The organism is Sphingopyxis lindanitolerans (assembly GCF_002993885.1).
Lineage (GTDB): Bacteria > Pseudomonadota > Alphaproteobacteria > Sphingomonadales > Sphingomonadaceae > Sphingopyxis > Sphingopyxis lindanitolerans.
In genome coordinates this window covers 3907323-3929435 of record NZ_CM009578.1, presented here as the reverse complement: position 1 = coordinate 3929435, position 22113 = coordinate 3907323, and the positions used below count along the sequence as shown (strand labels likewise).

Here is a 22113-nt window from a genome sequence, read left to right as displayed (position 1 = left end):
CTACGACTTGGATGCGGCGCAAAGCGGCCGCATCCACCACGACGCGGGGCTACTTCCAAATAGCAACCCCAATAAGGGAGAGGAATGCGCCGATGAGCCGCTCCTTGCCACCGCTGGAGTTCTGCCGAGGCACGAGGCCGATCCACGCAGCGAGGCGGCGGCCCGTCTTGAACATGCGCGCGTCGGCGACGCTGGCAACGAAGGCGCTCGCCAGCAGCGGCCCGACACCCGGTATCTCCATCAGCCGCCGCCCGACTTCCGTCTCGCGGGCGCTCGCGCGGATGCGGCGATCGTTCTCGAGGATCTGTTCCTTCACGACCGCGAGCTGTGCGCCGAGCATCTCCAGGCAGATACGGGCATCTGCAGGGATGCTCTCGTCATCGGCATCGGCGATGATCGCGAGCAGGCGCTCAAGGCCCATGCGTCCGACCGGCGCCACGATCCCGAACTCCGACATATGCGCCTGCATCGCGTTCGATAGCTGGGTGCGCTGGCGGTTGAGCATCAGCCGAACCCGGTGAAGCATCATCACGCTCTGCTGCTCCGGCGTCTTCACCGCAACGAACCGCATTGTCGGCCGCGTCACCGCCTCGCAGATCGCCTCGGCGTCGGCAGCGTCGTTCTTGCCGCGCTTTACATAGGGCTTCACATACTCGGCCGGCATCAGCCGACGTCGTGACCCAAAGAGATCAGCTCGCGGGCCCAGTGATGCGAGGTGTTGCACGCCTCGATACCGACAAGGCACCGCGGCAGCTTCGCGAAGAATGGAATCACCCGCGCTCGGCTCAAGCGCTTGCGCACCACCACCTCTCCCGAGGCATCAACACCGTGGACCTGGAACACCGACTTCGCGATATCCAACCCGATCGTCGCAATCTTCTCCATCATGGCTCTCCTTCCAGTTCGACCCGCAAAGCATACTGCAGGGGGATGGAGAGCCGTCCACGACATCAATTGCGGACAAAAGCGACCTCCCCCACCGGGGGAGGGGGACCACCCAAAGGGTGGTGGAGGGGCACAGGAGGTTTGCGGTCGTGCTATCCGCCCACTTTGTCCAAAGCGCCGAGCCCCACCGCGAGCGCGCCTAAGGGACCAGCCATCGTCCCCAGTCCAGGCGGGCCGAGGCGGCAGTCGAGCTGCTCAGCATAAGGGGCGAGCGATCCGTAGGCGGCGATACTCGCGGCGAGTGCCGCGCGCAGCTTGGGAAACAGCCGTTCGCGTGAGGCCAGCACGCCGCCGCCGATCGCGATCCGCTCGGGCGCCGCGGTGACGGCCAGATTATGCAGCAGCCCGGCGAGATCGTGGACAAACAAATCCCATTCATCGCCCCCGTCGGGAAGCTCGCTCGCCGGTCGGCCGAACCGCTTGGCGAGCGCCGGCCCCGAGATCAGTCCCTCGACGCAATCGCCGTGAAACGGACAGCAGCCGACAAAATCGTCGCCGGGCGCGCGACGCACGCGCATATGCCCCGCCTCGCCATGCGCCATGCCCTGCACCGGCCGGCTGCCCGAGATCAGTCCGACGCCAACGCCGGTGCCCACCGTGATATAGCAATGGCTCGATAATTCCCGCGCAGCGCCCCAGCGTTGCTCGGCAAGCGCTGCGCCGACCACGTCGGTCTGGATAGCCAGTGGCTTGCCGTAGCGCGCGGCGACCCGGCGCGTGAGATCGGTCCCGGCCCAACCGGGCTTGGGGGTCACGCTGATGGAGCCATAATCCGGGCTGCGCGGATCGAGATCGAGCGGACCGAAGGAGGCGATACCGAGCGCATCGAAGCGCCAGCCGTCGAGTATCTTTTCCAGCGCAGCCAAGGTCGTCGCGGGATCGGTGGTCGGCACCGTTTCGCAGGCCCGAACATCGTCGGGCCCGGTCCCCAGAATGGCGACGCATTTGGTGCCGCCCAGTTCGAGACCGGCGATCAATGGAGAATATGTCATGGGAACTTCCGAGCCTGTGGTGACGAAAAATGCGGTCCGCCCTGGGCGGCGATCAAGCCCTGACCGCTTCCGGCCTGCCGGGCTCCACGACGTAGCGCGCCAGCGTGCTGACGCGGCCGCCTGGGGTGAACACCTGGTCGACAACGCGCAGATTAGCGTGCCAGATCTTGGGTTCGACGTCGAACAACAGATAGCCGCGCTGATCATGGATCATCGAAATATGCGGGTTGGTCGCCGCGCGCGGATCGGGGCCGATGGGAAGCCCGTTGGTGCTGATCGAGCTGACCGACGTTCCGTGGAACTCGGGCGCGATCGGCGGGCTCTCGAGATCCCCGCTACGCGACGGCAGGTTGCCGATGAAGAACATGTGGCTGTCGCCCCCGGCGATCACGACATTCTTGCCGCGCTTCTCGATCATCCTGACCAACCGCTCGCGTGCGTCGGGATAGCCCGTCCAGTTGTCGTAGCCGTTCGAGGGAATTTTCTGCGCCGACCGGTCGAACGGCATGACGAGACCGCCGAGTCCCAGCATATTCCAGGAGAAAGCGGGCGTCAGACCTTCGCCTAGCCAGCGTTCCTGCGCATGGCCCAGCATCGTGTCGGGCTTGTCTCGCGTGTTGACGCAGTTGCCGTCGCCCGGTTTTTCGCAAAGACGGATGCTGCGGTAGCTGCGCTTGTCGAGGACGTGAAGGCGCAGGAGGCGGCCGAAATCGAGCCGGTGATATGTCCGCGGCGATCCGCCATAAGGGAATTGGTTCATCCGGACGGGCATATGCTCGTACCATGCCTGCATCGCGGCGGCGCGGCGGAGCAGGAAGACTTCGCGGGGCGTGCTGCCGTCATCGAGATCGCCCGCCCAGTTATTCTCCACTTCATGATCGTCGAACGTCGACACGAACGCCGCGGCGGCGTGTGCGGCCCTGAGATCGGGATCGACCTTGTAGAGCGCGTAACGCTGCCGATAATCATCGAGACTGTAGAGCCTGTCGCTGTTGTGGTGGCGCACGAGGGGCGCTTTGGCGGCGGCCGCCGGGCCGGCGGGCTTTCCCTCGTAGATATAGTCGCCGTAGTGATAGACGAGATCGAGGTCAGCTTCCTGGCTGATATGGCGCCATGCGGTGAAGAGCCCGCGTTCGTAGTGCTGACAGCCGGCGACCGCTATCCGCAACTGGTCCAGCGCCGCTCCGGCGGCGGGCGCTGTGCGGACGGTGCCGGTGTCGCTCGGAATTCCGTCGACGAAGAAGCGATACCAGTAGCGGCGCTGGCTGCGCAGGCCCTCGACCTCGACATGAACCGAATGCGCGAGTTCGGGCCGCGCCAGCGCCTTGCCGGTCCGCACGATCCTGTGGAACGCCTCGTCCTCGGCGACGTCCCAGCCTACCGGCACCGCCTCGGCGGGCATGCCGCCATGGAGTTCGAGTGGTTTCGGCGCGAGGCGGGTCCAGATGACGAAACCGTCGGGCACCGGGTCGCCCGAGGCGACGCCGAGAGCGAACGGATCGTCGAGGAATTTCGGCGCGGCGAGCGCGGGCGTGCGCGCCAGCGCGGCGAACAGCACGGCGTGTCCACCGGCGCGAAGAAGGGTGCGGCGGCTGGCCGGATATCCCGTCATAAGGCAATGCTCGCTCTGCTCATCGTGGACGTGTTCGGCGGCGTCTAATCATCGTCGATCTCCGAGGGCGCGCATAGCATCGGTCAGCCTTCGACGTAGTGCGCGATGGCCGCGCCCACGCCTTCGTCCCAGACGAGATGCAGCGCCTCCGCGAACGCGGCGACGAACGCGGGGTCGTCCGCAAGGTTTCCGTAGATCGCGCGCATTCCGATCCATCTGGCGGGGTCCTGCTTCGCCACGCGCGCTGTCGCCATCAACATGTCCCAATCGGGATCGTTCGGAGGCGTCGTGCGGCCCCGGGAGTCGGTGCCCTCGCAATAGCGGCACCACATGGCGCTGGCGAGGATCAGTCCGGTCGGCATGACGCCTCTGGCGATATTATCCCGGATCGACGGGATGATGAACTTCGGCTGGCGGTTCGATCCGTCGAAGCACAGACGGCGCGCGGTGTCAGCGATCTCGGGATTCGCGAAACGCTGCAGAATGAGTTGCTTGTAGTCGCGCAAATCGTGACCCGGAACCGGGGGGACGATCGGCACGATCTCGTCGGTCTCGATTTTGCCGAGGAAGGCCGCGATCGTGTCGTCGGCCATCGCCTCGTGGACATACTCGATGCCCAAGAGCTCCGCCGGATAACCGAGGATCGCATGGCCGCCATTGAGGATGCGAATCTTCATCGTCTCGAAATCGTGGACGCGCGGGCTGAAGGTAACACCGGCCTTCTCGAGGGCGGGGCGACCTGCCGAGAAGCGGTCTTCGATCACCCACTGGCGGAACGGCTCACACGTCACCGGCACCGGATCGTCGCCTAGGCCGAACGCCGCCGCCATCGCACACTCGCGCGGGCCGGTCGCCGGCGCGATGCGATCGACCATGGCGTTCGGAAAGGCGACGTGGGTGTCGATCCAGGCAGCAAGGCCGGGATCGGACAGGCGGGCCAGCCCCACCACCGCGGCGCGTGCGACATCGCCGTTGCCGGGCAGATTGTCGCACGACAGGACCGTAAAGGGCACGATGCCGGCGTCGCGGCGGGCCCTGAGCGCCGCGACGATTGCCCCGAAGGCGGTCGCCGGGCGATCAGGCGCCGCGCCATCGGCGGCGATCTCGGGCGCCGTCGGATCGAAGCGGCCGGTCGCGGGATCGATGAAATAGCCGCCTTCGGTGACGGTCAGCGAAACGATGCGGATTTCCGGCCGGCGCATCGCGGCGATCAGCGGGCCGTTCGCGCAATCGACCTCCACGAAGTCGATCATGGCACCGACACGCCGCGCGCGCTTGCCTCGGGGGTCCAACTCGACCACCGTCGACAGCCAGTCCTGCGCCATGAGCGCCTCGCGCATCCGTGCATCGGCCGGACGCACCCCCGCGCCCAGGATTGCCCAGTCGTGATCCTCGCCCAGAGCGAATAGATCGTCGAGATAGGTCGCCATATGCGCGCGATGGAAATTGCCCAGGCCGATATGAACGATTCCCGGCGTCAGCCGCGCGCGATCATATCGGGGTGGGGCGACGCTCATCTCATGCCATCCAATTGCCGCCGTCGACACCATAGGTCTGGGCAACGATGTAATCTGCTTCCGGGCTGGCCAGAAATATCGCCATGCCGGTCAGGTCCGGTGCCTTGGCCATGCGACCGATCGGCACCGACGTGGCCACCATGCGCTTCTTCTCGCCGAACGGACGGTTCTCGAGCTTGGCGAACTGCTCGTCCACGCCGTCCCAATGCTCCCCGTCCACGACGCCGGGCGCGATGGCGTTCACGTTGATGCCGTATCGGATCAGATCGAGCCCCGCGGACTGGGTCAGGCTGATCACCGCCGCCTTGGTCGCACAATAAGCCGCGACCAGCGGCTCGCCTCGCCTGCCGGCCTGGCTCGCCATGTTGATGATCTTGCCGCCGCTTCCGCGCTCGATCATGTGCCGGGCGGCCGCCTGCATGCAGAAGAATGTTCCAGCCGTATTCACTGCGAAGACCCGGTCGTAATCCGTCCGCGTGATTTCCGCGATCGGCGCTGCCGTGAAGAGCGCGGCGTTATTGATGAGGATATCGACTTTCCCGAGCGTGTCGATCGCTTCGGCGAACCCCGCATCTATCGAGGCCTGCCGGGTGACGTCCATCTGGATCGCGAACGCTCCGGCGCCGAGCGCGTCGGCGGATCGGCGGACGCCCTCCCCATCGATGTCCGCGAGCGCCACCGTCGCGCCCTCGGCGATATAGGCTCGGGCGAACTCCAGACCGATGCCGCGTGCCGCGCCGGTGATCAGCGCAGCCTTGCCCTCAAGCCTCATGGCAGGGAATCTTCATGGTCATCAGCAAGCTCTGACAGCTGGATATGTCGACAAGGCGATCGGGGCCTGGGGATCGACGACATTGTCGAAATCGATCACCGCGCCCTGCGCGATCAGCGTTTCGCGCAGATGCTCGAAATTCATCGCCGACATGCTGTACCCGTGCTTGACGCTCAGCGCGGCTGCCGTTCCCGCGCCCTGACCCATCGCCATGCAGGTCGCCATCACGCGAACCGAGCCGAAGCCGGGACCGTCCGCGCTCAGGCAGCGGCCCGCCGTGACGAGGTTGACGCTGCCGCGCGGCACCAGGCAGCGGAAGGGGACATTATATTCCTGCCGCGGGATGACGAGGCCGTCCTGATCGTTGCTGTCGTTCGCGTGGATGTCGATGACGTGCGCGCCCTTTGCGATCGTGTCGGGAAAGGCCTTGGGAAACAGGATGTCGTCGTGTTTCAGCTCATAGAGGCCGACAATGTGATATGATTCGCGCACCCCCGTCTGGATGCCCGATTTCGCCAGCCAGCAGTCGCGGAATTCCGGGAACTCGCGGCGCAGTATCTCGATGATGAGCTGCAGATTCTCGCGCAGGCTGCATTCGGTTCTGGTGAACCATTCGGGATCGCTGGCGTCGGTCGCCTCGCGGAGCACGTTGATGCTCACCATGCCGTCGTGGAAGAATTTGTTGATCCACGGGCCGCCGAAAATCGGAATCTCGCCCTCCTCGTTGAGTTCGAGCAGCCGGTTGCGGATCGTTTCGGAGACCGGCAGCATTCCGTCGACGGCATCGCGGAACAAATAATCGAGCGCGTCGGTATCGACGCCGCCCAACTGGAACCATAGCGTCGCGGGCTGGAGGACGTCGCCCTTCGTGGTCGGGAGGCCCGCCGCGCGCACGAGATCGGCGTCACCGGTGCAATCGATGAACGCCTCCGCCTCGTAGGCAACGCGGCCCGCCTTGTTCTGAACGATGACATGGGTGACGCGGTCGCCCTCGACGACGCAGTCCGAAAACCAGCTATGATAGAGCAGCGTCACCCCGCTTTCGAGCAGGAGGCGCTGGGCGGCGAGTTTCAGTATCTCGTCGTTGACGGGGAAATTGCCGCTCTCGAGCGTGACGTTCGCGCCGCCGAGTTCGGCGGCTTTCTGGAGGAGCTCAAACGGAATTCCGCCGATATGCTGCTTGCCGAAATGACGGAATTCGCTGATCGGCGTCACCAGCGCGCTCGTCGACATGCCGCCGACGAATCCATAGCGTTCGATCAGCAGCGTCCTTGCGCCGTTGCGCGCCGCCGCCACGGCAGCGATCAGTCCGGCGGGGCCGCCGCCACAGACGACGACGTCATAGCTGCCACCGACGGGCACCTCGCTGCTCGGCAGGCTGATCGACGCATTTTGTTTGAATATCGCGGGCATACTTCTTCTACTGGTCAGTTTGGGTGATTGAATGGGGAGAGCGTTCGATTGCCTTGAAGCCGTGGCCTGAATCACTCCCTGCAAAGTCATTAGATATCGATAATGTAACCCTGCCACATGCCAATAGGCTAGTCAATGATGACTTTATAGCTATGATATATAATGATATAATCGAAAATTTGCGGATCAGAATCGCGTCAGGAAAATTGCTAAAGATGCAATTTTAAGATAACGATAATGTTTGTTTTGCGCACGGTGATGGGCGCTAGACTTATCATTCAAGGAGGTGCGTGCATGGCGGAAGTAAGCAGGGAGCGGCGTCAGCCCACGCTTCAGGACCTCGCGAAGGTCGTGGGGCTGACGGCGAATACGATATCGCGCGCATTGAACGACAGGCCGGGAGTCAGCGCGACCACCCGCGCGTTGATCAAAGCGGAGGCGGAACGCCTCGGCTATGTTCCCAATGTCCATGCCCGCTCGCTCGTGCTCGGCTCACGCAAGACGATTGGCGTGATCGTCAGCAACATCTCGAACCCCTTCTTCTCGGATCTGGTCAGCGAGGTCGAATTGCAGGCGCAACATGCCGGCTACACCGTCCTGCTGCTCCTTTCCTACGAATCGGCGGAACGCGAGCGCGATGCCATTGACCGGGCATTGCGATGCGGATTGGACGGCCTCATCGCGGCGCCTGTGCAGGAGCGCTCCACCGCATGGACGCCGGTGATCAAGGCAGGCATTCCGCTGGTCCTCGTCAGCCGCGAGCTCCCCGAACTGGGCGTCGATTTCTATTCCACCGACAACGATGCGGGAATCCGGCTCACGACCGACGCCGTTCTAGCCAGGGGCGCAAAGGACGTCGTGCTACTCGATGAAGACATGCCCTTTTCGACCATCCGGCTTCGGACCGAGGGATTCCGGCACGCACTCGAACAGCACGGGCTTGCCTTCGACCCTCGATACAATCTCGCGCTCATCCCCCCTGCCCGTTCGTTTCGCGTTTCCCAATCGTGGCATGCCGACGATGCCTATCGCGTCGCCGCCGACCTACTGGATCGTGGCCGGCGCCCCGATGCCTTCGTCGTCGGCGACGATTATTACGCCCTCGGTCTGTACCGTGCGCTGCGCGAGCGCAATATCCGCATCCCCGACGATGTGATGGTGATGGGATGGGGAAATCTTCCGTTCACGCGGTTCATGGAGCCGCCGCTTTCCACGCTACTCCTGCCCTTCGAGGAGGTCGCGCACCGGGCCACGCGCCGCCTTCTCGACCATATTCAGGGCACGGCCGACAATCAGATCGTGACCGAGCGCATCGTCCCCCAACTCGCGATCCGGGCATCGACTACGCGCTGATCAGGCGCCGGTCGCGGCCGCACGCCTTGTTCTGCTCCGCCCGATCACCAGGAACAGGATCACCGCGGAGACCGGGTGCAGGATCGCCAGCCCGGCGAACAGCGCGATATAGTCGAACTGGGCCAGAAGCGATCCCGCCAGCAGGTTGAGAACGAGAGACGTGCTGGCTCCGACCGCGCCGAGTATTCCCACCGCGGATGCATTGATTTTGACCGGAAACAAGCCCGCCAGGAGGACGTTATATCCGACGAACCAGGCCTGACAGACCGCGACGACGACGGTGATGATGGCCACCGCGACGAACGCGCTCGACGCCATGGTGATGAGCGCGCCCAAGGGCATCAGCGCGGCGCTGAGGGCGAAGACGCGAAGCTGAACGCGGATGGGATCATGCCCACGCTCGGTATAGCGGTCGACCAGGCGACCGAGCATGATGCAGACCACCACTGCGACGATGTAGGGGATGCCGCCGACGAAGCCCAGCTCGGCCAGAGACAGCCCGGCGCGCTCCTGGAGATAACCGGCGCTCCAGAAAAGATAGAAATACCACACCGGGTCGCTGATCATGCGCGCCGCGACGATCGCCAGGAATCTCTTGTCCCTGAGCAGCGCTTTGACCGATGGAGCCTCTTCGTCGGCGGCTTCGGGCAATGGTGACGGAGTGTTCGGCACCGGCTGCGCCGAAGAGCTGTGCTTGGTGTCCGTGAACCACCACAGGATTGCGACGACGATCCCGATCACCCCCGGTATCACGAACGCCGCGCGCCAGTTGAGTCCCGTCGCCAGGAAGGCGATCAACGGCGGGGCGAGGATGGCGCCAATATTTCCGGCCGGCGTCGCGATGCTGATCGCGAGGGCGCGGCGTTCGACGGGAACCCAGTTCAGGATGGCGCGCTGAACGACCGGAAACGCGCCCGGCTCTGCGGCGCCCATCAAGGCCCGGGACGCGGCAAGATGCCCGAAGCTATGGGACAGGCCCGAGGCGATATTCGCAACGGACCAGCCGATCGCGAACACGGTCATGCACACCCGCGTCCCGACCCGGTCGATCAGCCGCCCGCTCACGACATACATGACGATGTAGGGCAGCATGAACGCGAAGGTCAGCAGCGAATAGGCTTCGTCGTCGAAGGCGAGCTGCGTCTTCATGACCGGCTTGAGAATGGCCAGCGTCTGCCGATCGAAATAATTGAGGACCAGCAGCGCCATCGCAAGGCCGATGATGAGCCACGCTTTCCGGGGCATTTTCTTTGCCGGTGCGGGGCCGGCGGTCGCGGTCGGAGCTTGGGTCAACGGACGGGTCCAATCGATTGAGGGTGACGGGCCGGAGCGCCGGCCTCGGGTACGACGCCTGCTGCGATCTCATCGTTCAGATCGAGCCTTCTGGCAATGAACGCGGTCGCGATCGCGGCGATGCCGGACAGGATCGAGGGTCTCTCGTTGCCGGGGCGGGACGTGCCGCGCGTACGCCCGACCTGGGGGTGCGTCCCGCGCCGTTCGGACGATCGACGCACCGAAGCCGGCGCACGGAAACGCATGCCATGCGATTCGACGGCATCCACGCATTGCGCTCGCTCGCGAAGCGGCAGGTGTGCGCCGCCGCGAGGGCAGGCATTGTATCGAACCGCGACCGGCGCGCCGACGGGCGGCGTTAGCGGGATAGCATGCGTTTCACGAGCCAACCGCCCTGACCTCCTTCATCAAACATTATCGTTATCGTAAATTGGCATGGGCAATCTGTCCATAGGGTGTTTTTTAACCGGACTAATGGCATAAATTTGTCATAAATCCGTGTGATAGTAAGATCATTGACTATTGGAGCATGATCTGGCAGTTCTACATTAACGATATTGTAGAGTCGCTGCCGCGGCGCGGTAAGGGGTTTCGGACCGCGCACCCCCGCCGGCCCGCGGCTCGCATCACGGAAAATACAGATTATCCAATAAATACAAAATTTTAGTGGAGGACGTAATGAGGTCTAAGACAAGCCTGTTTCTCGCGACATCGACGGCTTCGATGTTGATGGCATTCGCCGCCCCCGCCCTCGGTCAGCAGGCGCCCTCGCCCGACGCCGGGCTTCCCGGCGATGGGGATGGGGCGCAGGCGAGCGGAGGCGAAGCGATCGTCGTCACCGGCTCGCGCATCGCCCGGCCCGAACTCGAGTCGCCGATGCCGGTCAGTGTCACCACCATGGAGCAGGCGCTCGACCTGGGTCGGATCAGCGCCATCGAGGCGCTAGAGCTCGACCCGGCGCTGGGCACCAACCAGAATCTCAGCAGCGACGTCCGGGGCTGGGATGCGGGAATCGCGGCGGTCAACCTGCGCGATCTCGGCACCAACCGCAGCCTGACGCTGATCGACGGGCAGCGCCGCGTGTCCGGCTCTGCGCGCTCCTCCGCGGTCGATATCGGCATGATCCCGGTGAGCATGATCGATCGGATCGAAGTCGTGACCGGCGGCGCCGCGGCGATCTATGGCGCGGACGCGGTGACGGGTGCTGTCAACGTCATCACCAAGCGCAACATCGAGGGCCTGCACATTTCGGGACTGGCCGGCATTTCGGAGCAGGGCGATGCCGCGAAATATCTGGTTTCGATCGCCACCGGCGGCAAGTTTGCCGAAGGTCGAGGCTCCTTCTCGATCGGCGGCACCTATTCGCAATCCAACCCGCTGATCTACACCGACCGTTTCGACTGGCGGGATTGGCCGACCTATCGGGCGAACCCGGACAATACCGGCATCGATGACGGTATTCCCGATCGGGTGCTCGCGCCGAATACCCGGCAGCTCTATTTTGATTATGTGCCGACCTATTGGCTGAACGGCCAGCGCTACAAGGTCGAGGAAGGCAATGTCCGCGAGTCCAATTGTGACATCGAATATAGCCCCGGGCAGTACGCCGTATGCGATGGCGGCGACGGCAGGAACCTGAGCGACCGCGATCAATTCCGCGGCGGGCTGAAGTCGTTGGCGCTGATGGGGCGGGTCGATTACAGCATCACCGACGCCATCGAATTCAGCACGCACTTTTCTTATGCGCGCCAGAAGTACGATGGGACGTATAATTATTGGCGCGACGACAGCCGGACGACCTATTTCTCCGGCCCGGTCCCCGGCGGGCGCGGCGCCAGCGCGAAATTGGACAACCCCTATCTGCCCGACTCGGTCCGGCAGGTGATGCTCGATAACAACCTGACCTCGCTGTATATCGACCGGACCTATGGCAATTTCCCCGAGCGGGAAGAGGATCATGACCGGGAAAGCTACACCATCGGTTCCTCGCTCAGCGGCAAGCTGGGTTCCAGGTTCAAATGGGAGGCCTTCTGGCAATATGGCCGCGTGACCGACAACGCCACCGAAGCGAATGTTCCCTGGAAATCGCACTGGATCGCCGCGCGCGACGCCATCGCCGATCCGCTCACCGGCGCACCCATATGCCGCGATGCGGCGGCGCGTGCGCAGGGCTGCGTGCCGTTCGACATCTTCAGCACCGCGCCGGCGACTGACGCGCAGATCAAGTGGGCGATGGCCGACCGGCAGGAGCGGCGGGTCAACACGCAGCAGATCTATGGTGCGAACATCAACGGCCCCCTGTTCGCGCTTCCCTATGGCGATGTGTCGGTCGCCGTGGGTGTCGAGCACCGCAAGGAAACGCTGAAGACCACGGACGATCCGCTCGCGCTCGCGGGCGAACTGGTTTACGGTGCCGGTCCGTCCGAACACCCCGAACTCAGCAAATCGTTCAATGTGAGCGAGGCCTATGGGGAGGTGGTCATCCCGCTCCTCAGCGACCTGCCGTTCGCGCGGCGGCTCGAGGTCGAGGGCGCCTATCGCTATTCGGACTATAGCACCGTCGGCAGCACCCATGCGTGGAAAGCGGGGGCCATGTGGTCGCCCGTGGACGGCCTCAGCTTCCGCGGCGTCCTCTCACGGAGCGTCCGCACGCCGAATTTCGGCGAGCTTTACGAGGCGAAGGTCGAGACGCTCACCGGCGCCTATACCGATGCCTGCTCGCTGGCCCTGTATTACGCCTCCGAGACGCGGGCGGCGAACTGCAAGGCGCTGGGGATCGATGCCCCCTTCGAGACCCCCAGGATCGGGCCGGTCGTCGTCACCGGCGGCAACCCCGATCTCAAGCCGGAAGCCTCGAACAGCCTGACGCTGGGCGTCATTGTGCAACCGCGGTTCCTGCCGGGCCTCGATCTCACCGTCGATTATTGGGATATCGACATCAAGAATGTCATCACCCAATTCTCCTACGCCACCCTTATCCGGCTCTGCGTCGATGCGCCGACAATCGACAACGCCTATTGCGCTCGCGTGACCCGCGATCCGGCCACCGGCTATGCGACACGGGTCGAATCGAACCAGTTGAACGCCGCACGACTCTATGCACGCGGTGTCGATATAGGGATGGGCTATCGTCGGCCTGTGGGCGAGGGCACGCTCAGCCTGTCGTTCAAGGGGACCTACCTGCTCGACAAGGTGACCGAAACCACACCGGGAATCCCGGAAGGGGACGTCGTCTCCGATGGCGCCTGGGAGAATCCGAGGTTCCGCGGCAACCTGCTGATGTCGTACAAGATCGACGACCTCAACATCGCGCTCAACACGCGCTTCATCAGCGCCGCGACCTATGAACTGAACACCGACTCGGATGAAGCCTATCCGCGGCAACATATCCCGGCAAAGGTCTATAACGACTTGTCCGTGCAATATGATATCGGGGGGAAATATCAGTTCGGTTTCGGCGTGAACAATATCCTCAACATCATGCCGACCCATATGCCGACGATTTATCGGGATGACAGAATATATGGCGTCGTTGGCCGGTATTTCTTCACCACAATCAAGTTGAATTTCTGATCGGAAGACGGGAATCGCAAGCGAGGGGCGACCCTCGCTTGCCATTTGGAACGAGGAGAGCCGAGGCATGATCCGATCCGCTATCGCCGTTGCGGGGGCACTGGCGCTCGCTTTCCCCGCCACTGCGCCGGCCGCGCCGCAGAGCGCCAAGACCGAGGTCGTGCGCGGGGTGGAAGCACGGGCCAAGCTGTCGCAAGTCATCAACGATCAATTGTTCAGCTATGCCGAGGTCGGGTTCCAGGAGCATGAGACCGAACGCTATCTGACCGCCCTGCTGGAAAAGCACGGGTTCGCGATCGAGCGCAACATCGCTGGTCTGCCGACCGGCTGGGTCGCGCGATGGACGAACGGCACCGGCGGCCCGGTGATCGCACTGGGCAGCGACATCGATGGCATCCCGAAGGCGAGCCAGACGCCCGGCGTCCCGTGGCACCAGCCTATGGTCGACGGCGCGCCGGGCCACGGCGAGGGGCATAATAGCGGCCAGGCGATGAACATCGTCGCGGCGCTGGCGGTGAAGGACTGGATGGTCCGAACGAACACTGCGGGAACGCTGGTGGTCTGGCCGGGCGTCGCGGAGGAATTGCTGGGCGGCAAGGCCCGCTTCATCCGCGCCGGCGTGTTCAAGGATGTCGACGCGGCGATCTTCAGCCATGTCAGCAGCCAGCTCGCGACCGCATGGGGCCAGCCCAACGGCACCGGTATGGTCAGCGTCGAATATACGTTCGAGGGTGAGAGCGCGCATGCCGCCGCCGCCCCGTGGCGGGGACGCTCGGCGCTCGACGGCGTGATCGCGATGGCGGACGGTTGGGAAATGCGGCGCGAGCATCTGCGCCCCGAGCAACGATCGCACTATGTCATCAGCGAAGGCGGCGACCAGCCCAATGTGGTGCCCTCCGAAGCCAAAATCTGGTTCTATCTGCGCGAGATGAATTTCGACGCCATCGAAAAGATGCTCGCGACCGCCGACGCCATTGCCGACGGCGCCGCCAAGATGACGAGCACGACGGTCAGCCGGCAAATCCTGGGGGTGGCCGCCACCCAGCACTTCAACCGGCCGATAGCGGAAGCGGCGCAGGCCAATATCGTCGCGGTCGGCTTGCCCAAATGGGACGCTGACGATCAGGCGTTCGCCCGCGCCGTGCAAGCGAATGTCGGCGCGACGGTGACCACCGGGCTGCCGACGAAGCTGGCGGCGTTCGGCCCGCCGCCCAAGGAACCGAAATCGGCCGGATCGGACGATATCGGCGACGTCAGCTGGACGGTGCCCACGATCACCATCCGCTATCCGGCCAATATCCCGGGGCTGCCGGGACATAATTGGGCGAACGCCATCGCGATGGCGACCCCGATCGCGCACAAGGGCGTTCAGGCAGGGGCCAAGGTGATGGCGATGACGGTCGTCGATCTGTTGACCAAGCCGAACCTGCTGGCGGATGCGAAGCGTTATTTCCGCGAGGTGCAGACCAAGGATCAGCATTATGTTTCGATGCTGGCGAAGGATGATACACCGCCGACGTGGCTGAATGCCGAGACCATGGCGCGGTACAAACCCGAGATCGCGAAGCATTATTACGATCCACAGCATTACGGGTCGTATCTGGAACAGCTTGGGGTTCAATGGCCGACGCTGACGGGCGGACCGGCGAAATAATGCCTGGTTGAACGGCGGGGATCACGCCGGACCAGGTTGCTGAAACGCCATTCCCCCGCGGGCGAGGCGCCCCGGCCGCGCCTTGGCGTCAGGATCGTTCATAACCCGTCTTCGACATCTACCGCCTCTCGAACGCGGCTGGAGTCGGTCGAAACGGATAAGCGAAGGAAAAAGCGCCGGAATGTCGACCACGCCCCCATTGACCCGCCGCCGCCTGCTCACCAACGCGGCGCAACTTGCGTCAGTGGCTGCGGCGTCGATGCTGATGCCGCCCAATGTGCAAAAGCTGATGGCGCAGCCGCCCCGACGCGCCGGCACGCTGAAGGACATCAAGCATGTCGTGCTGCTGATGCAGGAGAATCGGTCGTTCGATCATTATTTCGGTATGCTTTCCGGCGTACGTGGCTTTGGTGATCCCGATGCCCTGATGCTTTCCACCGGCAGGACCGTCTTTCACCAGCCCGATGCCGCGAGCCCGGACGGCTATCTGCTGCCGTTCCACCTCGACAGTTTTTCGACCAATGCGCAGAAGCTGCCCTCCACCAGCCATGCCTGGGCGGTGCAGCATCAGGCGTGGAACGGCGGCAGGATGGACCAGTGGCTGCCGGCGCACCGCGCCGCTGATGGGGTCAATGGCCCCTATACGATGGGCTATTTCAAGCGTGAGGATATCCCGTTCCACTATGCGCTGGCCGAGGCGTTCACGATTTGCGACGCCTATCATTCGTCGGTGATCGGACCGACCTGGCCAAATCGGTTCTATTTTCTGACCGGCATGATCGATCCCGAGGCGACGGGCGGCGGACCGGTGATCGAGAACATCATGCCTCCCGATGGATTTCGCTGGAAAACCTACCCCGAACGATTGCAGGACGCCGGGATCGACTGGCGCATCTATCAATATGGCGAGATAGGGAAACGCCCCAACAACATATTCAAATATGTCTCACAGTTCCGGAACGCCGCGGCCGGTTCGCAACTGGCGCTGCGCGGGTTGCCGGACGCCGACGAGGGCCGGTTCGCCGATGACGTGCGTCACGATCGCCTGCCGACCGTCTCGTGGCTGATGCCCTCCGCAGTGGGGTGCGAGCATCCCGATTACATGCCAGCCGCCGGCGCCGATTTCATCGCCCGGCGGCTCAACGAACTCGCCGCCAACCCGGATGTCTGGGCCAAGACGGTGTTCATCCTCAACTATGACGAGAATGACGGCCTGTTCGATCATGTCGCGCCGCCCGTGCCCCCGGCCGGAACGCCGCATGAATTCGTCGGCGACGTGCCGATCGGCGCCGGCTTTCGCGTGCCGTGCATCATCATATCACCCTGGACGGCTGGCGGCTGGGTATCGAGCCAGCCGTTCGACCATACGTCGATCCTGCAATTTCTGGAGCGGACCACCGGCGTCCGCGAGCCCAATATCAGCGACTGGCGCCGCCGAACCTTCGGCGATCTCACCTCGGTCTTCCGTTTCGATCAACCTGCGGCGAGGCCGCCGGTCCTGCCGACGACGGAGGAATCGTTGGCGCTCGCACTGAATAACGCGGCGACGATGCCCTTTCCCTTCATTCCGGGCTCGGGCCAACAGGTGCCGGTGCAGGAGCGCGGAGAGCGCAAGCGAATCCGTTAAGCGCCGGACAGGGCGGCGCGGCCCAGCAAGAGGAAGATGAGATGAGCGAGAATCCACCCGGTTCGGACGAACCTGTTTCCCCGGAACGCCGCCTGTTGCTTGGGGGCCTCGCCGCGGCGGTGGGCGCTGCGGCAATGGGCGATGCGGGAGCCGCGTCCGCACCGGCGGCACCCGCCGCCAAGCCAGTCACCGATACCGCGCTGCGCAATGCCATCGACACGGTGGTGATCATCTATGCGGAGAACCGCAGCTTCAACAATCTGTTCGGCGACTTTCCCGGGATCGAGCAACCGCTTTCCGCGGTGCGGCCCGAACGCTATATCCAGCGCGACCGCGACGGCAGGGTGCTGACACAATTGCCGCCGATATGGGAAGGGCTGGTGCCGCATCGGCAGGTAGTCGAACACCGCGAATATCTGAGCGACGAGACCGTCTACGCGGCGCTCACCAACGCGCCGTTCGCACTCGCGACGCCCGAAGGCGACCCCCTGCCGCATGGTCTGGTCACCCGCGACCTGGTCCACGCCTTTTACAACAACCAGTTGCAGATCAACGGCGGCCGCAATGACGGCTTCGTCGCGTGGGGTAACAGCGGCGCGCTCGTCATGGGCTATTATGCGGACAATGCCGCCAACCTTCGACTGTGGCAGATCGCGCGCGAGTTCACCTTGTGCGACAATTTCTTCATGGGCGCGTTCGGCGGCTCGTTCCTCAACCATCAATATCTGGTCGCGGCCCATCCGCCTTATTATCCGAACGCCGATAAGAGCCCCGCAACGGGACGCATCACCGTGTTGGAAGGAAGGGACCCCCACGGCATTCGTCCCAAACAGACCGCCCAATCTCCAGCCAGCGCAATGGACGGTCCGGTGCGCTTCGTGCCCAATTCGCTGACGCCCGATTTCTACGCGGTCAACACCATGCTGCCGCCTTATGCCCCGAGCTACGAACTCGATGCCATGCGGCCGGGCTATACGGACTGGTCCAGCGCCAAGACGCTCCCGCCCCAACGCCACGACACGATCGGCGACATGCTCGCGGCCCGCGGGGTCGACTGGGCCTGGTACGCCGGCGGCTGGGGCGCGGCGCTGGCCGGGCACGGCACCGACGCTGAATTCCCGTCGCGGCCCAACTTCCAGCCCCACCACCAGCCGCTCAACTATTTCGCGCAATTCGCTCCCGGCACGGCGGCGCGAGATCGGCACTTGCGCGACGGCGGCCTCGGCGAAACGGCGCGGACCAACAAGTTCCTCGCGGACGCCGAGGCCGGACGCTTGCCTACGGTGAGCTATTACAAGCCACAGGGTAATCTCAACATGCATGCCGGTTATTCGGATGTCGATGCCGGCGACCGCCATATCGCGGGCGTAATCAACGCCTTGCGTAACAGCCCCCAATGGGAAAAAATGCTCGTCATCGTCACCTTCGACGAAAATGGCGGGTGGTGGGATCATGTCGCGCCACCCAAAGGGGATCGCTGGGGCCCCGGAACGCGTATTCCAGCGATCATCATCTCTCCCCATGCGCGCCGCGGCGAAGTTGATCACACAATCTATGACACCGGCTCCATCGCGCGTTTCCTCACGCGGCGCTTCGGGCTGAAAAAGCTGCCAGGGTTGGTCGGGCGTGAGCGCGCGATGATTGCCGCCGGCGGGCCGCCGCCAGGCGACCTCACAGGCGCGCTCGCTTTCGACGGATGATCAGAACGTCCGGCTCCATAGGGCGGACCCGGCGGTGGATCATGCGACCGCGGCTCGCTTTCCCATGTGCGGTTTCCTAGTCTACGCCCTTACCTACAACGCCGATAGTTCGCCTTCGAGCGCGGGAACGGTACGGAAATCCCGAAGGACAACCGTTCATGCGGTACGGTCGGTGAAGATGAACCTACGCCAGCTTTTAGGATTGGCTGTTTGGTCGCTGAGCGGCGAGAATTAGGCGCAAAGCCGCCTCCTTGTCGCGAGCCGACAGAGTGTCGCACGATGGTGGGATTTTGTCGCTGCATATCAAGACGATTTTGACCGATCCAATTTAGTCTCGGCGCTAGATGAAATAGCCGCGCAATTGCGGGTACACCGGAGTCCGACCGCTAATGCCGAACGACAAATATTCGCCCGACGAAGTGCGCGACGATTTCGTTCCAAAAGAGGCGTATTACGCACAGGACTTCGCCGATCTGGAAGCCGAGAAGCTCTGGCCGTTTGTCTGGCAACTGGCGTGCCGCGCAGAAGAAATTCCGAACGTCGGCGATTATGTCACGTACAACATCGTCGATGATTCCATCGTTGTCATCCGCTCCAGCGAAACCGAAATCAAAGCCTATCACAATGTCTGCCCGCATCGTGCGCGCCGTCTGACCGCAGGCTGCGGCAATAACAAGCAGTTCGTCTGCCCCTTCCACGGCTGGCGCTTCGGCCTCGACGGCCGGAACATCAAGGTTATCGATAAGAGCGACTGGGGCGACTGCCTGAAGGACGAGGATATCCAGCTGTCCGAAGTCCAGTGCCAGTCATGGGGTGGCTGCGTTTTCATCAACATGGACGCAAACGCCGAGCCGCTGCTCGATTTCCTGTCGCCCATGCCAGATTATTGCGAGAAATTCGAGTTCGAGAAGCTGCGGTTCCAATGGTATAAAACGGTCGTCATGCCGTCTAACTGGAAGACGGTGCTCGGCTTTTTCAACGAATTCTACCATGTGCAACAAGCGCATCCGCAATTGCTGGAATTCACCGACGACTATTCGAACAGCGGCGAATTCGGCCGCCATTCGCAGACCTGGTTCGAATCTGAAGGCGCGCTGCCGTTCCGTCGGTCGCCGCGCCTTCCTGCGCGGGCCGAGCCGCCGATGAAGGACCATATCGTCTCCTTCGCCGAGCAATATAAGGAAGATCTCCGCACGATGCTGACGCCGCGCAACTATGCGGCGGCAATGCGCGTCCGAGACGAGGTGCCGGCCGAGACGGGGCCGATCGAGACTCTGACCAAATGGGGTGAATTCCAGATGGAGGCGGCCGCCGCCGATGGGTCGGGATGGCCCGAAGGGCTAACGCCCGAATATATCGAGCGCTCGGGTCTCGATTGGCATGTCTTCCCCAACACCATTTTCCTGCACGGCTTCGTTGACGGGGTGCTCTGGTACCGCGTCCGGCCGAATGGTCGCGACCCGGAAAGTTGCATTTTCGATATCTGGTCGCTCGTCCGTTACGGACCCGGACAAGAGCCTCCGCTCGAACGCGAATTTTACGCCGACTGGCGCGATGGCGACTGGGGGCTGATTTTTCGCCAGGATTTCGAGAATATCCCCGAGGTCCAGAAAGGCTTCAAATCGCGCGGTTTCAAGGGCGAACGCACCAATCCAGTGCAGGAGCGGTCGGTGTCGAGTTTTCACAGGGTGCTGCGGCAATTCCTGCAAGATCCCTATGACAAGCCGCCGGTCACCCGGCAGAGATGAGGACGTCCATGTACAAGCATTATGAGTTTATCCGGTTCGATCGTCGCGGCCGCGTCCTGACCGTGACGATGGACAGCCCGCCACTCAATGCGGTGGGCCGGGCGCTGCACGACGAACTGTCATATGTGTTTCTCGATGTGGCGCGCGACGATGAGTGCGATATCGTGATCTTGACCGGCGCGGGACGTGCATTTTCGGCCGGCGCCGACTTGCCCGGACTGCTCAAGGCGACCGAGGACAAGGCGCTGCGTACTGCCCTGCTTTCGCGCGCTCCGGCGATTGTCCATAATTTACTCGGCCTTGAAAAGCCGATCATCGCCAAAGTGAACGGCCATGCCATGGGGCTCGGCGCGACGCTGGCGCTGCTCTGCGACGTGGTGATTGCATCGAACGACGCGAGGATCGCCGACCCCCATGTCGGCATCGGCCTGTCGGCGGGCGACGGCGGGGCGCTGATCTGGCCGCAGCTGATCGGTTATGCGCGGGCGCGTCACCATCTGCTGACCGGCGACCCGCTGACCGCCACCGAAGCCGAAGCGATTGGATTGATTCATAAAGCCGTCGCGGCCGACGAACTCGATGCCGCGGTCGATGCCTATGCCGACCGGCTGGCTAGTGGTGCAACGATGGCGATCCGTGCGACGAAGCGGTCAATCAACATGGAACTCTGCCGCCAGGCGATTGCCACAGCCGAAGCGCATGCCGGCCTAGAATCTTACACAATGGCGTCGAACGACCATCATGAAGCGGTGCTCGCCTTCATCGAAAAGCGCGCGCCGGTTTTCAAGGGCGACTAACCGGCCAGCTCCATATAACGCGCTAGGTGATATTCGACATCGCCAAAGCTCCGCTCGGACACCATGACCCTGCGCAGATAATGGCCGACCGGATATTCGGTCGTCATCCCGATGCCTCCGTGCAGATGCACCGCCATGCCCGCGATCCCCTTCGCCGCGTCGAAAGTCTTGACCCAGCAACTCGACACCGCGCGTCGCCGGTCGTTGCGCGCGCCGCGATGAAAGGTGGCAATGGCGTTGTAGAGGCTGGAGCGGATAGAATCGGCGTCGATATGAATATCGACGATGCTGTGCTGCAGTGCCTGGAAATTTGCGAGCGGCTGGCCGAACTGGGTCCGCGTCTTTAGATAGTCAGCCGTGATACTGACGGCGCGTTCCAGCGCGCCGAGCGCGTCGGCGCAAAGCGCCAACCGCGCCTCGTCGAGCACATCATCGATGGCCGCGACCGTCGTGACGCCGAGCAAGGCGTCGGCGCCAAGATCGAGCTGTTCGAACCAGACGTCGGATGCGCCGCCATCGTCGATTGTCGCATAATGCGACGCCGAGGCCGCGGCTTCGTCCAATGCGACCAGGAACAGACCGATCGAGCCGTCGTCAAGTCGCGCCGAGACGAGCAGCGCATCGGCGCCGGGTCCGCCAGCGATCAGGCTTTTGGCGCCCGAAATCCGATATCCGCTGCCCGATGCGGCGGCGCGGGTCTCGGGCTCGAGCAGATAGCGGCGGCCGGGTTCGTACAGTGCAGGGGCAAAGCGCTGATCGCCGCTCGTGATCGCGGCGAGAAGGTCGAGGCGCTGCTGTCCGCTCGCAACCAGATCGACCAGTCCGGTCGCGAGAATCGCCGACGCGACATAGGACTGGAGCGACAGCGCGCGGCCCATCTCTTCGGCGAGGATCAGCACATCCTCGATATCGCCGCCGAGCCCTCCGGCATCGTCGGGCGCCAGCAGTGCAAGCCAGCCGAGATCAGCATAGCCGCGCCAGGCCGCCGCCTGGTCCCCGCGCTGCCGCGCGGCGAAATCATCCGCCAGATAGCGCCGCGCGCTGTCGCGCAGCATGTCCTGTTCCTGACTCGGGGCAAAATCCACTTGATCGACCTTCCTCTATCCTGCGCCGCGGT

General features: G+C 63.5%; 14 protein-coding genes and 1 pseudogene. 7 read left to right on the top strand and 8 right to left on the bottom strand.

Annotated elements, in window-relative coordinates; genetic code table 11:
- Window positions 1-94: 94 nt before the first annotated feature.
- The 6 genes and pseudogenes from CVO77_RS18565 to CVO77_RS18540 all read right to left on the bottom strand — a co-directional run.
- Window positions 95-885 (bottom strand): annotated as a pseudogene (locus tag CVO77_RS18565) (IS110 family RNA-guided transposase); the annotation flags it as partial.
- Window positions 886-1037: 152 nt separating this feature from the next.
- Window positions 1038-1937 carry an ROK family protein gene (locus CVO77_RS18560; protein WP_192878843.1) on the bottom strand — a complete coding sequence of 300 codons (900 nt, stop codon included), beginning with the start codon at window positions 1935-1937 and terminating at the stop codon, window positions 1038-1040.
- Between the two features lie 52 nt (window positions 1938-1989).
- Complete coding sequence (locus tag CVO77_RS18555; protein ID WP_106000343.1) at window positions 1990-3549, bottom strand: alkaline phosphatase D family protein; 1560 nt, start codon at window positions 3547-3549, stop codon at window positions 1990-1992.
- A gap of 83 nt (window positions 3550-3632) precedes the next feature.
- Window positions 3633-5066: a mannitol dehydrogenase family protein gene (locus CVO77_RS18550; protein WP_106000342.1), complete on the bottom strand. Its 1434-nt coding sequence runs from the start codon at window positions 5064-5066 to the stop codon at window positions 3633-3635.
- A 1-nt stretch (window position 5067) separates the two neighbouring features.
- Window positions 5068-5838 carry an L-iditol 2-dehydrogenase gene (locus tag CVO77_RS18545; protein ID WP_106000341.1) on the bottom strand — a complete coding sequence of 257 codons (771 nt, stop codon included), beginning with the start codon at window positions 5836-5838 and terminating at the stop codon, window positions 5068-5070.
- Window positions 5839-5859: 21 nt separating this feature from the next.
- Complete coding sequence (locus tag CVO77_RS18540; RefSeq protein ID WP_106000340.1) at window positions 5860-7251, bottom strand: FAD-dependent oxidoreductase; 1392 nt, start codon at window positions 7249-7251, stop codon at window positions 5860-5862.
- A 294-nt stretch (window positions 7252-7545) separates the two neighbouring features.
- Between CVO77_RS18540 and CVO77_RS18535 the strand changes: the two genes are divergently transcribed.
- A complete protein-coding gene (locus CVO77_RS18535) occupies window positions 7546-8604 on the top strand; it encodes a LacI family DNA-binding transcriptional regulator (RefSeq protein WP_158258131.1) in 1059 nt (352 codons plus the stop codon).
- Here CVO77_RS18535 and CVO77_RS18530 read toward each other — a convergent pair whose 3' ends face one another.
- The gene (locus CVO77_RS18530; RefSeq protein WP_146130903.1) at window positions 8605-9897 is read right to left on the bottom strand and encodes an MFS transporter; all 1293 of its coding nucleotides are present in this window, start codon (window positions 9895-9897) and stop codon (window positions 8605-8607) included.
- 723 nt (window positions 9898-10620) lie between these two features.
- On the opposite strand from CVO77_RS18530, the gene CVO77_RS18525 reads away from it, so the two are divergent.
- The 6 genes from CVO77_RS18525 (at window position 10621) to CVO77_RS18500 (ending at window position 20996) form a co-directional block, all read left to right on the top strand.
- The gene (locus CVO77_RS18525; RefSeq protein WP_158258130.1) at window positions 10621-13470 is read left to right on the top strand and encodes a TonB-dependent receptor plug domain-containing protein; all 2850 of its coding nucleotides are present in this window, start codon (window positions 10621-10623) and stop codon (window positions 13468-13470) included.
- A 67-nt stretch (window positions 13471-13537) separates the two neighbouring features.
- On the top strand, window positions 13538-15124 hold the full coding sequence (locus CVO77_RS18520; protein WP_106000336.1) for an amidohydrolase: 1587 nt from the start codon (window positions 13538-13540) through the stop codon (window positions 15122-15124).
- A 181-nt stretch (window positions 15125-15305) separates the two neighbouring features.
- On the top strand, window positions 15306-16751 hold the full coding sequence (locus CVO77_RS18515; RefSeq protein ID WP_106000335.1) for an alkaline phosphatase family protein: 1446 nt from the start codon (window positions 15306-15308) through the stop codon (window positions 16749-16751).
- 41 nt (window positions 16752-16792) lie between these two features.
- Window positions 16793-18451 (top strand): acid phosphatase, encoded by a 1659-nt coding sequence (gene acpA, locus CVO77_RS18510; RefSeq protein ID WP_106000334.1) that lies wholly within the window; start codon window positions 16793-16795, stop codon window positions 18449-18451.
- A 389-nt stretch (window positions 18452-18840) separates the two neighbouring features.
- Window positions 18841-20199 carry an aromatic ring-hydroxylating oxygenase subunit alpha gene (locus tag CVO77_RS18505; protein WP_106000333.1) on the top strand — a complete coding sequence of 453 codons (1359 nt, stop codon included), beginning with the start codon at window positions 18841-18843 and terminating at the stop codon, window positions 20197-20199.
- 8 nt (window positions 20200-20207) lie between these two features.
- The gene (locus tag CVO77_RS18500) at window positions 20208-20996 is read left to right on the top strand and encodes an enoyl-CoA hydratase/isomerase family protein (protein ID WP_106000332.1); all 789 of its coding nucleotides are present in this window, start codon (window positions 20208-20210) and stop codon (window positions 20994-20996) included.
- Here the strand turns inward: CVO77_RS18500 and CVO77_RS18495 are convergent.
- Window positions 20993-22081 carry an acyl-CoA dehydrogenase family protein gene (locus CVO77_RS18495; protein WP_146130902.1) on the bottom strand — a complete coding sequence of 363 codons (1089 nt, stop codon included), beginning with the start codon at window positions 22079-22081 and terminating at the stop codon, window positions 20993-20995. The genes CVO77_RS18500 and CVO77_RS18495 overlap by 4 nt on opposite strands.
- Window positions 22082-22113: the final 32 nt, after the last annotated feature.